This window comes from Pandoraea sp. CB10b_02, assembly GCF_002216225.1.
GTDB classification, from domain to species: Bacteria; Pseudomonadota; Gammaproteobacteria; order Burkholderiales; family Burkholderiaceae; genus Pandoraea; species Pandoraea nosoerga.
Window position 1 is genome coordinate 65,558 of the sequence record NZ_NJGW02000004.1, and the last position, 15,420, is coordinate 80,977.

The following is a 15,420-nucleotide window of genomic DNA, read 5'->3' on the forward strand; positions in this document are numbered from 1 at the left end:
TCGAGCGCTTGGGGGCCGGAACCCGCCCCGCGACAATTCGCCGCGCGGATTCCTCGGCGACGACCCGGAACCGTCAATGGAAACCATTCGTATTCGTGGGGCCCGTACCCACAACCTCAAGAACGTCAATCTGGATCTGCCGCGTCACCAGCTCGTGGTGATCACCGGCCTGTCCGGCTCCGGCAAATCGTCGCTGGCGTTCGATACGCTTTACGCGGAAGGCCAGCGACGCTACGTCGAGAGCCTGTCCGCATACGCGCGCCAGTTTCTGCAACTGATGGAGAAACCCGACGTCGACCTGATCGAGGGACTGTCGCCGGCCATCTCCATCGAACAGAAAGCCACGTCGCACAACCCGCGCTCCACGGTCGGCACGGTCACCGAGATTCACGATTACCTGCGCCTGCTCTACGCTCGCGTGGGCACCCCGTACTGCCCCGACCACGGGTTGCCGCTCGAATCGCAAAGCGTCTCGCAGATGGTCGATGCGGTGCTCGCGCTGCCCGAGGAGACCAGGCTGATGATCCTCGCGCCAGTGGTCGTGGACCGCAAGGGCGAGCACGCCGATCTGTTCGAATCGATGCAGGCGCAGGGTTTCGTGCGGTTTCGCATTCGCTCGGGCGGCGGTGCGGCCAACGAGGGCACGGCGCGCGTATACGACATCGACGCGCTGCCCAGGCTCAAGAAGACCGAGAAACATTCCATCGACGTGGTGATCGACCGCGTGAAGGTCCGCCCGGAACTGAAGCAGCGTCTGGCGGAATCGTTCGAGACAGCGCTGCGCCTGGCCGATGGCCGCGCCATCGCGCTCGAGATGGACACCGACAGGGAACACGTCTTCAGCTCGAAGTTCGCGTGCCCGGTGTGCTCCTACGCGTTGCAGGAGCTCGAGCCGCGCCTGTTCTCGTTCAACAACCCGATGGGCGCCTGCCCGACCTGCGACGGCCTCGGCCAGATGACGTTCTTCGATCCGAAGCGCGTGGTCGCCTTCCCCGCGCTGTCGCTCGCGTCCGGTGCAATCAAGGGCTGGGACCGCCGCAACCAGTTCTACTTCCAGATGCTGCAAAGCCTCGCGGCGTTCTACGATTTCGATGTCGACACCCCCTTCGAGGAGTTGCCCGAGGCAACGCAGAAGATCGTGCTGTACGGCTCGGGCGAGCAGGAAATCCCGTTCACTTACGTGAACGAGAAGGGCCGCACGTCGGTGCGCTCGCACGCTTTCGAAGGCATCATCCCGAATCTGGAGCGCCGCTATCGCGAGACGGATTCCGTGGCCGTGCGCGAGGAGCTCGCCAAGTACCAGAACAACCGCGCCTGCCCCGACTGCGAAGGCAGCCGGCTGCGCCGCGAAGCGCGTTTCGTCAAGGTGGGCGAAGGCCCGCAGGCGCGGGCGATCTACGAGATCGGCAACCTGCCGCTGCGCGAAGCGCTCGGCTATTTCCACGAGCTGGTGCTGCACGGCGCCAAGCGCGAGATTGCCGACAAGATCGTCAAGGAAATCGTCGCGCGGCTCTCGTTCCTGAACAACGTCGGCCTCGACTATCTCTCGCTCGAGCGCAGCGCCGACACGCTCTCGGGCGGCGAAGCGCAGCGCATCCGCCTGGCCTCGCAGATCGGCTCCGGCCTCACGGGCGTGATGTACGTGCTCGACGAGCCGTCGATCGGGCTGCACCAGCGCGACAACGATCGGCTGATCGGCACGCTCAAGCATCTGCGCGATCTCGGCAACTCGGTGATCGTGGTCGAGCACGACGAGGACATGATTCTCGCGAGCGACTACGTCGTCGACATGGGGCTCGGCGCGGGCGTGCACGGCGGCACGGTGATCGCCCAGGGCAGCCCCGAGCAGATCGAGCGCGCGCCGGAGTCGCTGACCGGCCAGTACCTGTCGGGCGCGCGGCGCATCGAAGTCCCGGCCGAGCGCCATGCGCCGGGCGAGGACTATCTGCGCATCGTCGACGCGACGGGCAACAACCTCAGACACGTCAATCTCGACCTGCCGGTCGGCCTGCTCACATGCGTGACGGGCGTCTCCGGGTCCGGCAAGTCCACGCTGATCAACGACACGCTGTATCACGCGGTCGCGCGTCATCTGTACGGCTCGTCGGCCGAGCCGGCGCCATACGAGCAGATCGACGGGCTGGAACACTTCGACAAGGTCATCAACGTCGATCAGTCGCCCATCGGCCGCACGCCGCGCTCGAACCCGGCCACGTATACGGGCGTGTTCACGCCGATCCGCGAACTGTTCGCCGGCGTGCCGACCGCCAAGGAGCGCGGCTACGATCCGGGCCGCTTCTCGTTCAACGTGAAGGGCGGGCGCTGCGAGGCGTGCCAGGGCGACGGCGTGATCAAGGTCGAAATGCACTTCCTGCCGGACGTCTACGTGCCTTGCGACGTCTGCCACGGCAAGCGCTACAACCGCGAAACGCTCGAGGTGCAATACAAGGGGCGCAATATCTCCGAGGTGCTCGACATGACGGTCGAGCAGGCACACGAGTTCTTCAAGCCGGTGCCGGTGGTGGCGCGCAAGCTCAGGACGCTGCTCGACGTGGGGCTGGGCTACATTCGCCTCGGCCAGTCTGCGACCACGCTCTCCGGCGGCGAAGCGCAGCGCGTGAAGCTCTCGCTGGAGCTCTCCAAGCGCGACACGGGCCGCACGCTGTATATCCTTGACGAACCGACCACCGGCCTGCATTTTCACGACATCGAACTGCTGCTCACGGTGATTCACCGCCTGCGCGACCAGGGCAACACGGTGGTCATCATCGAGCACAATCTCGACGTGATCAAAACCGCGGACTGGGTGATCGACCTTGGACCGGAGGGCGGCGCGGGCGGCGGGCAGATCATTGCGCAGGGCACGCCCGAGCAGGTCGCCGCCAACAAGGCGAGCTTCACCGGCAAGTATCTCGCGCCGCTGCTCGCACGCGGCAAATGAACGCCTGAGGATGCACGAGATCGTGTAACACCGCACGTCCGGCGCAGGCAGTGCGGGTTCGGCACGCCGCGCACGCCGCCTGGCTGGACGATGTTTTCTTTCAAGGACGTCATTGCATGGAACCGCGCTCTGGCTGGAATCCGAACCGGGAGTTCTGGACCGAACTGGCGAGCTACGTCTTCGCGGCCGTGGCGCTCTGGCTGATTCTCAGTGTGCACCTGCTCTCTGCCGTGCTCTCGGGCATGGTGGTCTACCAGCTCGTCCACGTGCTCGGGCCGCGCCTGCAACTGCGCATCTCGAGCGAGCGCGCGCGGCTGGTGGCCGTAGCGCTGCTCTCGGCCGTGATCGTCGCGCTGATGACCGCCCTCATCTTCGGCATTCTGACTTTCTTTCGCAGCGATGCGGGGCACCTCGAACACCTCAATACCCGCATGATGGACGTGGTCGAACAGGCCCGTGCGCAGTTGCCGGTGTGGCTGACGGCGCGATTGCCCGCCGACAGCGACGACATTCATCAGGCCGTGACCGAATACCTCAAGGACCACACGCAGGAAATGTCGCTCGTGGGCAAGGAAGCGCTGAACGCCATGGTCCACATCATTGTGGGACTGGTGCTCGGTGCGCTGGTCGCGCTCTCGTCGGTGCGGCCGGTGCAGCACATGCGTCCGCTCGCCGCCGCGCTCACGCGGCGCGTGACGCGCTTTGGCGACGCCTTTCGCCGCATCGTGTTTGCCCAGGTAAAGATCTCGGCCATCAACACGCTCTTCACCGGCATCTTCCTGCTCGCGGTGCTGCCGATGTTCGGCGTTCATCTGCCGTTGCGCAAGACGATGATCGTGGTGACGTTCGTCGTCGGACTGCTGCCGGTCATCGGCAACCTCATCTCGAACACGTTCATCGTGGTGCTCGGCCTGTCGGTGTCGCTGTACGTGGCCATCGCGGCGCTCACGTTCCTGATCATCATTCACAAGCTGGAGTACTTCCTGAACGCACGCATCGTGGGCACGCAGATTCAGTCGCGTGCGTGGGAGCTGTTGCTGGCGATGATTCTGATGGAGGCGGCATTCGGACTGCCCGGACTCATCGCCGCGCCCATTTACTACGGCTATCTCAAGAGCGAACTGGCCGAGAAACAGCTCGTATGACAGCAGCGGCGCGAAAGCCGCGCCGCGCTTCTTCTGCGCCCATCCTGAGCGCAGCCCCCTTCCTGACATGCCGAATTCGCAGGGCCGTCATGAACCCGTCGAAATTTGACATTCCGTCACTCAATGACATAATGTCAACGCATGACTTCCACCAGATCAGCCAAACCGCCCCAAGCCGTCGGACCCGCCGCCACGCGCACCGCATCGGGCGTGAGCGCCACGAGGCCGCACGAAGAAAACGCACTGCTGCTGCGCGAAGGCCGCAAGATCGTCGAGGCGCTCGGCGCGACGTTCGCGCCGCTCGTCGAAGTGGTCTTGCACGACCTGACCGATCCCGACCACGCGATCGTCGCCATCGCCAACAACCTGTCGGGCCGCCAGCCGGGCGACGCCGTCACGGAAATGGGACTGGCCCGCATTGCGGACCCGGCGTTCCCGGAAGTCATTGCGAACTACGCGAACCGGTTTCCGGACGGACGCCCGGCCAAGAGCACGTCCATCGGGCTCAAGAACAGCGCCGGGGAGTACGTCGCGGCCATCTGCCTGAACATGGACGTCTCGATGCTCGCAGCCGCCGCGGCCAGCGTGCAGCAACTGGTCAACGTGGCGAATGCCGCGCCGGCGCCCGTGCGCGAGACGCTCGCCCCGCGACGTCTGGACGACATCGCCCCGCTCATCACGGAGTTCGCCGCGCGGCACAACACCACGCCGCCGGGCCTCACGCTCGCGCAGCGCCGCGACGTCATCCGCGTGCTCGAGGCGCGCGGCCTGCTCGACTTGCGCCAGGCCCACGCGGAAGTGGCGCGCACACTGGGCGTGGCGCGATCGACCGTCTATACCTACCTCTCCGACCCGAAGGGCTCATCATGACTGCTCCCCCCCTGGCGATCACCTATGGCGACATCGCCGCCGCTCACGACCGCATCCGCGAGGCCGCGCATCGTACCCCCGTGCTCACGTCGCGCACCGCCGACGCGATGACCGGCGCGCACCTGTTCTTCAAGGCGGAGAACCTCCAGCGCATGGGCGCCTTCAAGTTTCGCGGCGCATACAACGCGATTTCGCAGTTCACAACGGAGCAACGGCGCGGCGGCGTGCTGGCATTCTCGTCCGGCAACCACGCGCAGGCGATCGCGCTGTCCGCGCGGGAACTCGACGTGCCGGCGCTCATCCTGATGCCCCAGGACGCGCCGCAGATGAAGATCGACGCCACGCGCGGCTACGGCGCCGAGGTGATCCTGTTCGATCGCTACAGGGAAGACCGCGAGGCGCTCGCGCAGCGACTGGCTGCCGAGCGCGGCATGACGCTGATTCCGCCCTACGATCATCCGCACGTCATGGCCGGTCAGGGCACCGCCGCGAAGGAGTTGATCGAGGACGCCGGCGAACTCGACGTGCTCGTGGTCTGCCTGGGCGGCGGCGGACTGCTCTCGGGCAGCGCGGTGGCCGCGCGCGCGCTCAACCCCGATATCGAGATCTACGGCGTGGAGCCGCAGGCGGGCAACGACGGCCAGCAGAGCTTGCGCACGGGCAGGATCGTGCACATCGAAACGCCTCGCACCATTGCGGATGGTGCGCAGACGCAGCATCTGGGTGAATACACGTTTCCGGTGATCCGATCGCTCGTCGACGACATTCTGACGGTGACCGACGACGAACTGGTGCGGACGATGCAGTTCTTCGCGAGCCGCATGAAGATCGTGCTCGAGCCGACCGGCTGCCTGGCGGCGGCGGCGGTGCTGCAAGGCCAGCTCGACGTGCGCGGCAAGCGCGTGGGCATCGTGCTCTCCGGCGGCAACGTCGATATGGCGCGCTTTGCCAGACTCACGCTCGGGGAGCCGGCATGACCACCCGGGAACGTGGTATCGAGGCGGTGAACGTCCCCACGCTGCCGCCGCCGCGGGGGCATTACTCGCACGGCGTCTGCGCGAACGGTTTCGTGTTCGTGTCGGGACAACTGCCGATCACGCCGGAGGGCGAGCGCCTCGCGGGCGCGCCGTTCGCGGTACAGGCCAGGCAGGCGCTCGACAATGTGGCGCAGATCCTCACGGCGTGCGGCACGCGCATCGACCGGCTCGTGCAGGTGCGCGTGTACATCACCAACGCGGACGACTGGGGACCGTTCAACGAGGTCTATGCCGCCTGGGCCGGCGACGCCAGGCCGGCGCGCTGCGTCGTTCCCGTCCCGGCATTGAGCCACGGCGTGGCCGTGGAAATCGAGGCGACGGCGCTGGCGGGGTGAGCGGCGAGCGGCGCGGCGCCCGCCGCTTGGGCGCCGTCGCCTCGCCCGATGCGGGTTTTTTCCCAAAACGAGGCAACTTTGGGGAGGAAACCCACGACGGCGCGGGATTTCCGGAATCGAAGGCTCGTCAGAGCGATACACTTCGAGCCACGAACGCCGACCACGCCCATCCACGACCACGTCAATGACCAAACCACTCTCTGCGCCACCCTCGCACGACGCCCGCCACCACGCATCGACCGCCACGGCCGCGCCGCAGCAACGCATCGACGACGAGCCGCTGCGCCTCGTCACCAGCTTCAACGACATCTTCGTCGTCATTGCCTCCTGGCTGCTCTCGTTCGGCACCGTGTGGTTCACCGACCGCCTGCCGTCATGGTTGCAAATGCTCATTTCGGCCGCCATTGCATGGGGACTTTCCGAAATTTTCGTGCGTCGGCGCCGCATGACGCTACCCGCGCTGTGGTTCTCGTTCAGCTTCGTCACTTCGGTTGCGCTGCTCGGCTTCGGCAATGCATCCCTGCTGAGCTTCGACGACAACATGCGAGCGTCGATGAGCGGGTGGACGCTCGTCGCCACCTGCGCATGCACCGCGATCGGCGCCGCGCTCTTCTGGTGGCGTTTCCGTGTGCCGGTGGTCATTGCCATGGGCCTCGCCGGCATCGTGATCACCGTATGGGTCCACGTGCTCGTGTTCGATGCCAACGCCGGCGACTGGCTGCTGGCCGTCACCGTCGCCGCCGGCCTCGCGATCTTCCTCTGGGCGCTGCATTGGGACGCGCAGGATCCCCGGCGCACCACCATTCGCTCCGACGTCGCCTTCTGGCTTCACCTGCTCGCCGCGTGCATGGTCACGCATCCGGTCTTCTGGGCGCTCTCGCCCCAGCATCCCGGCGCGGTCATCGCCGTGTTCGCGCTGCTCACCGTCGTCTCGCTGGTGATCGACCGCAGGGCGCTCATGCTTTCCTCGCTGCTCTACCTGCTGAGCGCCATCCTGAAAATGGTGATCGGCATCTCCCCGCACGGCGACGACGCCAGTCTGCCGCCCGACCACTCCATGTCGATGGCCGCCATCGTCGTGGGCGGCGTGCTGCTGTTGCTCTCGGTGTTCTGGCAACCGTCGCGCAACGCCGTGCTTCGCTTGCTGCCCGCAAGCTGGCGGGCACGTCTGCCGCGCTGAGCCGCCCAGGAGCGCTTAAAAAAAAGCCGCGCTGGTACATCCCGGCGCGGCTTCGTCTTTTGGCTTCCTTTCGGCGGCGATCACTGGATCGTCACGCGCTCGAGCACTCTCATGTAGTGATCGAGCGGCGGCGTGGCCATGCCCGCCACCTTGGCGCGATCGTCCCATCGGCGCAGCCGCAGCGCGGCCCCGGCATGCTCGCGCGCCAGGAACGTCCTTGCCTCTTCGTCGCTGAACACACCGCCCTGCAACGCAAGACTGCGCACGGAGTCCGCCGAGAGCTGGCCATAGTACTCGGGGTCGACCGCGCACAGGCAGCGCTTCGCGTCCACGTGCAGCCGGATCGGTTCCAGCACGGCGTCGTCGAACAGCGGCCGCAGGAAAGGCAACGCGAAATATTGATGCAGATCGTCGATGCCCCGCTCGGTGGGCGTGTCGCCCTGCAGGTTGAGCAGATGGCCGAGATCATGGAGGAAGCTGGCCGCGACGAGCGCCTCGTCGGCGCCCTCGCTCTCGGCAAGCGCGCCGCATTGCAGCGCGTGCTCCAGCTGGGTGACAGGCTCGCCGCTGTAGGCGAGCGAACCGAATTTATCGAACAGCGTGCGGATGTCCGGCAGGCTCAGAGCCATCTTGAGAACTCTCGTTGTCGTCGCGCGAACCAGGGGCGGCGGCCGTCGCGACATCGGCAAGCGCCGCCAGCTTCGACGCCTTCGTTTCCTTGAGCGCCTTGGCGTCCTTCATCTCCTTCGTTTCCTTCGGCTTGTCGCGCATGCGGCTCTTGCGCAACGCGCCCGCATCGTCGAGCACCGGGTACGCCGTCGAGCAGAACAGCGAATTGAGCCGCTTCATGTCGCTGATGATGTCCAGATGCAGCGAGCTCGTCTCGATACTCTGCACCGACTGCCCGGCCAGACGATTCAGGTGCGTGTAGGAATACGCGCGCTCGAGATCCCGGAAACTCTCCTTCTCGGCCATGAGCCGCTGCGCGCTCTTCAGGTCGGTGTTCAGAAACACCGACAAGCCGAGCTGCAGGTTTGCCACGAGCCGTGCATGCATGTCGCAGATTTCCTGCAAACCGGCCTCGGAGAACGACAGTTTGTGCGAAATCTTCTTCTCCTCGACCTCCGTCACCATGCGCTCGATGATGTCGCCCGCATGCTCGAGGTTGATCGTGAGCGAGATGATGTCCGTCCACCGGCGACTGTCCTGCTCGCTCAGGTTTTCGCGCGAGACGCGCGTGAGGTACATCTTGACCGCGGTGTAGAGATGATCGACGTCGTCGTCGAGCCGGCGCGTCTCGCGCGCCTGCACCACGTCGTTGCTTCGAATCACGTTCAGCAGACCGTTGAGCATCTGCTCGACGATGTCTCCCATGCGCAGCGTCTCGCGCGTGGCGTTGGCCAGCGCGAGCGACGGCATCTCGAGTGCGCTCTCGTCCAGGTGGCGCGGGCGCAACGCCCCGTCCGCCTCCGGCTTTTCCGCAAGCAGCCTCACGCACAGACGCGCCATCGGTTCGGTAAACGCCAGAAACACCACGCAGCGGACGAGGTTGTACAGCACATGGAAGTTGACGACGGCTTGCGCCGGCGCGTCCGAGATCCAGTTGACGAGCCGCGGCGCGTAGTCGACGAACGGCAGCACGAGCAGGCAGCCGATCAGCTTGAAGAGCAGGCTGCCGAACACCACGCGACGCCCGGCGGCGTTCTGACCGGCCGAGGTGAGCATGGCCAGCATGCCGCTGCCGAGGTTCGCGCCGATCACGAGACACAGTGCGACCTTGAGCGAGATCACCCCCGAGGATGCGAGCGTGGCTGTCAGCAGCACCGCCGCCAGACTCGAGTAGGAGATCATGGCGAACAGGGCGCCGATCAGCGTGTCGAGCATGACGTCGCCGGTGAGCGAACCGAACAGCACCTTGACGCCGGCGGCCTCGGTCATCGGCGTGGTCGCCGCCACGATCAGCTGCAACGCGAGAATGATCAGGCCCAGCCCGATGCAGACGCGTCCGAGCTGGCCCGCGCGGGTCTGCTTGCGCGACAGGAAAAAAATGACACCGAAGAAAATCAGCAGCGGCGAGAGCCAATGCAGGTCGAACGTGAGGACTCGCGCCATGAGCGCAGTGCCGACGTCAGCGCCGAGCATGATCGATAGCGCAGGCGCCAGCGCGATGAGCCCCTGCGCGCCAAACGACGACACGATGAGCGCCGTCGCGTTGCTGCTCTGCACCAAGCCCGTGACGAGCACACCGGCGGCGAACGCGAGAAAGCGGTTCGAAATGCTGTGGGAGAGAATGCGGCGCAAATCGGCGCCGTAGACGCGCAGGACTCCGGTACGCACGATATGCGTACCCCAGATCAGCATCGCCACCCCGGAGAGAAGGTTGAGCAGTGTCAGCATGCCAGTGTTCCGTGATCTTGTTGTCGACGGGACAGGCAGCGCGGCGCGCCGCCAGCATGACGCGCCCACTGGTTTGCCATACCGGCATCCCGCGTCAGCCCTACACTGGCGTCGGGATCCGTATGAAGTTCACGCGTCATGCGCATCCCCAATCGGTACACCGTACACCAAAACGACCCCAGCAACAATCGTGTCATCAATTTGTCACAATTTTTGCTGCGATTCCGGCGAGCCTTGTTGCGCAAGGGGGACAGGGGTGCCAACGACCGCCTGCCCCGCACTCGGCGCCGCGCTCAGATCCCCCACGGCAGGGTGAAGGTTTTGGTATTGGTGAAGCTCTTCATTGCCTCCTGCACCCCTTCCTTGTACCCGAGCCCCGAGTCCTTGATGCCGCCAAACGGCGTGAGCTCGATCCGGTAGCCCGGCACTTCCCACACGTTGACGGTGCCCACCTGCAGTTCGTTGGTAAAGCGCGTCACGTAGTCCAGACGATTCGTGCACACCCCCGACGACAGGCCGAAGGCCGTACCGTTCGAGATGGCGATCGCCTCGTCGATGCTGCCGAACGTCAAGATCGGCGAGACCGGGCCGAAGGTCTCCTCGCGCACGACGGTCATCTTCGGGTCCACGCGATCGATCACGGTCGGGGAGTAGAGCGCGCCCTCGCGCCTGTTGCCCACGAGCAGGCGGGCGCCCTGCGCGATCGCTTCGTTCACGCGCGCCTCGAAAAGCCGCGCGGCCGCCTCGTCGATGACGGTACCCATGTCGTTCGCGCCGTCGGTCGGATCGCCGTACTTCCACGCGCGCGTCTTCTCCACCACGAGATCGGTAAACGCCGCCGCGACATCGCGGTGCACGAGCATGCGCTTGACGGCCGTACAACGTTGGCCGGAATTCTTGTACGAGCCCTGCACCGCGAGGTCGGACGCGCGATCCAGATCGGCGTCCTCCATCACGATGAGCGGGTCGTTGCCCCCCAGCTCCAGCACGATGCGGCGATACCCGGCCTTCGACGCGATGTACTTGCCGATCGCCACGCCGCCCGTAAACGTGATCATGTCGATGTTCTCGTTCGTGATCAGTTCGTCGGCGATCTCCATCGGATCGCCGGTGACGACCTGCAGCATCTCCGCGGGCAAGCCGGCCTCGTAGAGCGTGTCGGCCAGATAGTAGGCCGAGAGCGGAACCTTCTCGGACGGCTTGAGCACCATCCGATTGTTCGTCGCGATCGAGGGCGCGACTTTGTGCGCCACCTGGTTCATCGGGTGATTGAACGGCGTGATGGCCGAGATTGCACCGAGCAGCGGCTCGCGCTGCGTGACCACGCGGCGCTTCTTGCCGTGCGGCGTGAGATCGCAGGAGAACGCCTGACCGTCGTCCTTGAGCGCCTCGCCGGCGGCGAAACCGAGCACGTCGGCCACGCGTCCGATTTCGTAGACGGCGTCCTTCTTGCACAGCCCCGACTCCATCGTGATGATCGCCGCCGCTTCAGCGGTGCGCTCGCGCAGCAGCGCCGCGGCTTTCTCGAGGATGTTGGCACGCTCGAAGCGCGTGAGCGTCGAGCGGTATTGCTTGGCGATCGAGAACGCGCGGCGCACGTCTTCGAGCGAAGCCTTCGGCACGGTGCCGACCAGATCGCCCGTGTACGGATTGAAGACTTCGATGATCCGTTCACGGGTCACTTTTTCACCGCCGATGCGAAGGGCTTCGGCACGGAACTCGGGATGCAGCTTGTGCGGCGCGTTCATGGGGTTCTCCACAGCATATCCAACTGGACAGGGGCCCGGCGGTGCGGCCCTTGCGCGGGCCGCGTCGCCGCTGGTTCTCGTTATCTCGCTATCTTGCTATCTCGCTATCTCTGTGTTCGTCACACGCGTTTGGCCTCAGACGTGGTTGAGCGCCACGTCGAGAATGTCGAAGTTGCGCAGTCTCGCCTTGCCTGGAATGCCCTCGGTCTTGCGGTTGAACAACAGCGGCACGGTCTGCTCGGAGATGCCGCCATGCGAGCGCAGCGGTACGGTGAGGCCCGTCAGATCGTGGCGGCTCGCGCTCGTACCGAGCACCACCGACTGATCGCTCACCACCACGAGATCGCCAACGCGGTCGGGCGGCAGTTCGAAGCGCGCGCAGGCCTGCGCATTGGTCAGCACCACGTCGATGCCCGGCATCGCGGCAATGCGCTGGCCGATCGCGTCGGCGTCGATGTCGCGCGGCAGATAGATCGTGGCATACGAACCGAGCGCGCCGTGGTGCACCACATACGGATCGGTGATCGGCAGGATCACGCGTGCGCCGCCCGCATCGACGCCCTTGCCGAGCCAGTCGTCGAGCAAATCCTGCAGATAGATGACGTTGGGCTGGCCGGTCTTCGGATCGTGCTTGGCGTTCATGCCGTGGTCAGCGGTCAGCCCGATCACTGCGCCGAGTTCGTCCATGCGACGCAGGTACTTGTCCATCATGGCGTAGAAGGCATTGGCGCCCTCGGTGCCCGGCGCCCATTTGTGCTGCACGTAGTCCGTCGTCGACAGGTACATCAGGTCGATGTGGCGCGTCTCGAGCAGACGCACGCCGGCAGCGAACACGAACTCCGAGAGCGCCGCGCTGTAGACGTCCGGCACGGGCATGCCCACGAGCCCGAGCACGTCCTCGATGCCGTTTTCCGCCAGCGTGACCTGATCGGCCTTCTCGGACGAGAAGCAGATGCCCTTCATGCGGTGGCCGAGCAGCTTGCGCAGCTTGTCCTTGGCTGTCACTACCGCGACGCTCGCGCCCGCGTCGGCCGCGGCGGCAAGCACCGTGCCGGCGCGCAGATAGGCCGGATCGTTCATCATCACTTCCGCGCCGCGGCCGCCGTCGGCCGCCGGATCGAAGAAGTAGTTGCCGCAGATGCCATGCACGGCGGGAGGGGCGCCGGTCACGATGGACAGGTTGTTCGGGTTGGTGAACGACGGCACGACGCAGTCGCCCTGAAACACGGCCCCCTCGGCCAGCAAGTGCTTCAGGTATGGGGCCACACCGGCCGCGGCGGCCGCTTCGAGATACTCGAACTGGCAGCCGTCGACGCAAACGATGACGGTCGGCTGTTGCGGCAGCCGGTACTGGCGGCCGTTGACTTGGATCTGCACGGGCTGGTTCACGTCGGGTCTCCTCAAGAGCAACTCGGTTGGTCGCCGCTGGCGTCGCGCAGGGTGCGCTGCCAACCCGGCGGCCGGGTATTCCGTAATGCGATCGTGCGCGGTAGTACGCCGTGGTGCGCGGTAATGTGCGGGCTCATGTGTGCGCTCATGCGTTGTCCCAAGGGCGGCGCGGGTCTGGCGCGTGGGCTCCGGCTGTGGTCCCGGACTGCGGTTCTCATCCGGCGCTCGCTTGCGCGGGCCCCCCTGGCACGCGAGCGAGCGCCTCGCGAATGCGCGCCCGTCCGCGCGACAGATGCTCGCGCGTGACCCGCGCAGCGCGCTCCGGATCGCGCGAGGCGATGGCACTCACGATGTCCCGATGCTCACGCTCGGACTTCGGCGGCGCCGAGGTATCGCCGGTCAGCGCCTCGTGCCGGAACAGGCTCAGTTCCTTGACGAGACGGCGATACGTCTCGAGCAGCTTGCGATTGCCGACCATCTCGACGAGCGCGTCGTGAAACGCCAGGTTCAAGCCGTAGTACGCCTCGCTGTCGCCCGCCTCCACCGCCTGGTGCATCGCTTCGACCGATTCGCGCAGCCGCGTGAGCTGTTCCGAGTCGATGGCTTCGGCCAGCGTGCGCGCCACGTATTCATCGAGCACGCCGCGCAGCGTGTAGATCTCTTCGGCTTCCTCCAGCGTGATCACGCGCACGAACACGCCGCGATTCTTCTCGGTGCGCAGCAGCCCCGCCTCTTCGAGCGCGCGGAACGCCTCGCGCACCGGGCCACGTGACACCCCGAGCCGGCCCGCGACCTCGATTTCATTGAGTTTGGTGCCGGGCGTGAGCGTGCCCGCCATGATCTGGCGCTCGATTTCGTGCTGAACGAGCGTGGTGAGCGACTGACTCTGCAGCAACTCGATTGCGGTCGGCGACGTGGGCTTGGAGGTCATACCGGTCTTCCTTGTCTCTGGGCACGGGTGCCATCACGCAAAGCCGTTACACCGGGGGCAAGTTGCCTTAACGGATCGTCTGAGGCAATTTGTGGCATTACGTGATTAATTTTGTTGCTTGACATTCAAGCACAGCGGTTTGTAGATTGTCAACAAAACACATCCGACTTTGCAGGCAAGTTTGGCGGCACCGTCGGGGCGAGTCGGCGCAGGCAACGACAAAACCCTATCTGAATCAACGATTTCCATACTATTGGAGGTATTTGACGCGCAGATGACAAACACCCAGGGTTTCAATAAAAAGACATAAATTGCCAATAATATGCAACACATCGCCTCGGAGAAGTCAACTTCCCGACTGACAGCGCGACCCACAGGAGCCATCCATGAACCAACCGTTGCGCCGCGCCACGCGTGCCGCCGCTGTCCTCGCCGCCGCGATCGTCTGTGCGGCCCAGGCGGGTCAGGCGCTCGCCAAGACCACGCTCACCGTCTACACGGCGTGGGAAGTCGAAGTCATGCGCCCGTATGCCGAGGCGTTCCAGAAGGCGAATCCGGACATCGAGATCAAGTACGTGCGCGACTCCACCGGGGTCGTGACCGCGAAAATCCTCGCGGAAAAGGCCAATCCACAGGCGGACGTCATCGCAGGGCTGGCCGCCTCGAGTCTGGAGCTGATCAAACAGGAAGGCCTGCTCGCGCCTTACGCACCGAAGGGTTTCGATCAGCTCACGCGCGCCTACAGCGACAGCGCGAACCCGCCGTCGTGGGTCGGCCTCGACGTATGGGGTGCCACGGTGTGTTTCAACACGGTGGAGGCGGCCAAGCGCAATCTGCCGAAACCCACGTCCTGGGAAGACCTCACGAAACCCGTCTACAAGGGCATGATCGTGATGCCGAACCCGGCCACGTCCGGCACGGGCTTTCTCGACGTGACGGCCTGGCTGCAGATGTTCGGCAAGGAAGGCGGTTGGAAGTACATGGACGCGCTCGACAAGAACATCGTCAAGTACACCCACTCCGGCTCCAAGCCGTGCCGCGACGCGGGCGCGGGCGAATACCCGATCGGTATCTCGTTCGAGTTCAACGCGCATCGCACCAAGGCCGCGGGCGCGCCGATCGATCTCGTCTTCCCCAAGGAAGGGCTGGGCTATGACATCGAAGCCGCCGGCATCGTGAAAACCACCAAGAAGATGGATGCCGCCAAACGCTATATGGACTGGCTCGCCAGCAAGGAAGCGAATCAGATGTACGCGAAGGACTGGGCCATCGTCGCCTATCCGGGCGTGGCCAGGAAATTCGACACGATCCCGGCGAACTACCCCGACCTGCTCGTGAAGAACGACTTCACCGAAATCGCGAAGAGCCGTGAGCCGGTGCTGGCCGAATGGCAAAAGCGCTACGGCGCGAAGTCAGAGAAGAAGTAACGTCGGCCGGCATCCGGGAC

The 15,420-nt window shown here is 65.2% G+C and carries 12 protein-coding genes; 7 read left to right on the plus strand and 5 right to left on the minus strand.

Annotation, left to right across the window (positions count from 1 at the left end; genetic code table 11):
- Positions 1-76 precede the first annotated feature (76 nt).
- The 6 genes from uvrA (at position 77) to CDN36_RS05420 (ending at position 7,508) form a co-directional block, all read left to right on the plus strand.
- The gene (gene uvrA / locus CDN36_RS05395; protein ID WP_150553807.1) at positions 77-2,941 is read left to right on the plus strand and encodes an excinuclease ABC subunit UvrA; all 2,865 of its coding nucleotides are present in this window, start codon (positions 77-79) and stop codon (positions 2,939-2,941) included.
- Positions 2,942-3,057: 116 nt separating this feature from the next.
- Positions 3,058-4,086 carry an AI-2E family transporter gene (locus CDN36_RS05400; RefSeq protein WP_150553808.1) on the plus strand — a complete coding sequence of 343 codons (1,029 nt, stop codon included), beginning with the start codon at positions 3,058-3,060 and terminating at the stop codon, positions 4,084-4,086.
- A gap of 141 nt (positions 4,087-4,227) precedes the next feature.
- Positions 4,228-4,956 carry a helix-turn-helix transcriptional regulator gene (locus tag CDN36_RS05405; protein WP_287496191.1) on the plus strand — a complete coding sequence of 243 codons (729 nt, stop codon included), beginning with the start codon at positions 4,228-4,230 and terminating at the stop codon, positions 4,954-4,956.
- Positions 4,953-5,933, plus strand: a complete 981-nt coding sequence (locus CDN36_RS05410; RefSeq protein WP_287496192.1) for a threo-3-hydroxy-L-aspartate ammonia-lyase — start codon at positions 4,953-4,955, stop codon at positions 5,931-5,933. Before CDN36_RS05405 ends, CDN36_RS05410 begins: the two co-directional genes overlap by 4 nt.
- The gene (locus CDN36_RS05415) at positions 5,930-6,328 is read left to right on the plus strand and encodes a RidA family protein (protein ID WP_150553811.1); all 399 of its coding nucleotides are present in this window, start codon (positions 5,930-5,932) and stop codon (positions 6,326-6,328) included. The genes CDN36_RS05410 and CDN36_RS05415 overlap by 4 nt, the downstream gene beginning before the upstream one ends.
- A gap of 184 nt (positions 6,329-6,512) precedes the next feature.
- Entirely contained in the window at positions 6,513-7,508 is a 996-nt protein-coding gene (locus CDN36_RS05420) for a hypothetical protein (protein ID WP_150553812.1), read from the plus strand.
- A gap of 80 nt (positions 7,509-7,588) precedes the next feature.
- Here the strand turns inward: CDN36_RS05420 and CDN36_RS05425 are convergent, their stop codons facing one another.
- The 5 genes from CDN36_RS05425 to CDN36_RS05445 form a co-directional block, all read right to left on the minus strand.
- Positions 7,589-8,137, minus strand: coding sequence for a phosphonate degradation HD-domain oxygenase (locus CDN36_RS05425; protein WP_287496193.1), 549 nt, complete (start codon positions 8,135-8,137; stop codon positions 7,589-7,591).
- On the minus strand, positions 8,097-9,905 hold the full coding sequence (locus tag CDN36_RS05430; protein ID WP_150553814.1) for a Na/Pi cotransporter family protein: 1,809 nt from the start codon (positions 9,903-9,905) through the stop codon (positions 8,097-8,099). The genes CDN36_RS05425 and CDN36_RS05430 overlap by 41 nt, the downstream gene beginning before the upstream one ends.
- Positions 9,906-10,198: 293 nt before the next feature.
- Positions 10,199-11,653, minus strand: coding sequence for a phosphonoacetaldehyde dehydrogenase (phnY, locus tag CDN36_RS05435; RefSeq protein WP_150553815.1), 1,455 nt, complete (start codon positions 11,651-11,653; stop codon positions 10,199-10,201).
- A gap of 135 nt (positions 11,654-11,788) precedes the next feature.
- Positions 11,789-13,042 carry a phosphonoacetate hydrolase gene (gene phnA, locus CDN36_RS05440; RefSeq protein WP_150553816.1) on the minus strand — a complete coding sequence of 418 codons (1,254 nt, stop codon included), beginning with the start codon at positions 13,040-13,042 and terminating at the stop codon, positions 11,789-11,791.
- Between the two features lie 214 nt (positions 13,043-13,256).
- Entirely contained in the window at positions 13,257-13,973 is a 717-nt protein-coding gene (locus tag CDN36_RS05445) for a phosphonate utilization associated transcriptional regulator (protein WP_150553817.1), read from the minus strand.
- A 386-nt stretch (positions 13,974-14,359) separates the two neighbouring features.
- Between CDN36_RS05445 and CDN36_RS05450 the strand changes: the two genes are divergently transcribed.
- Positions 14,360-15,400 (plus strand): putative 2-aminoethylphosphonate ABC transporter substrate-binding protein, encoded by a 1,041-nt coding sequence (locus CDN36_RS05450; RefSeq protein ID WP_287496194.1) that lies wholly within the window; start codon positions 14,360-14,362, stop codon positions 15,398-15,400.
- The last annotated feature ends 20 nt before the right edge of the window (positions 15,401-15,420 follow it).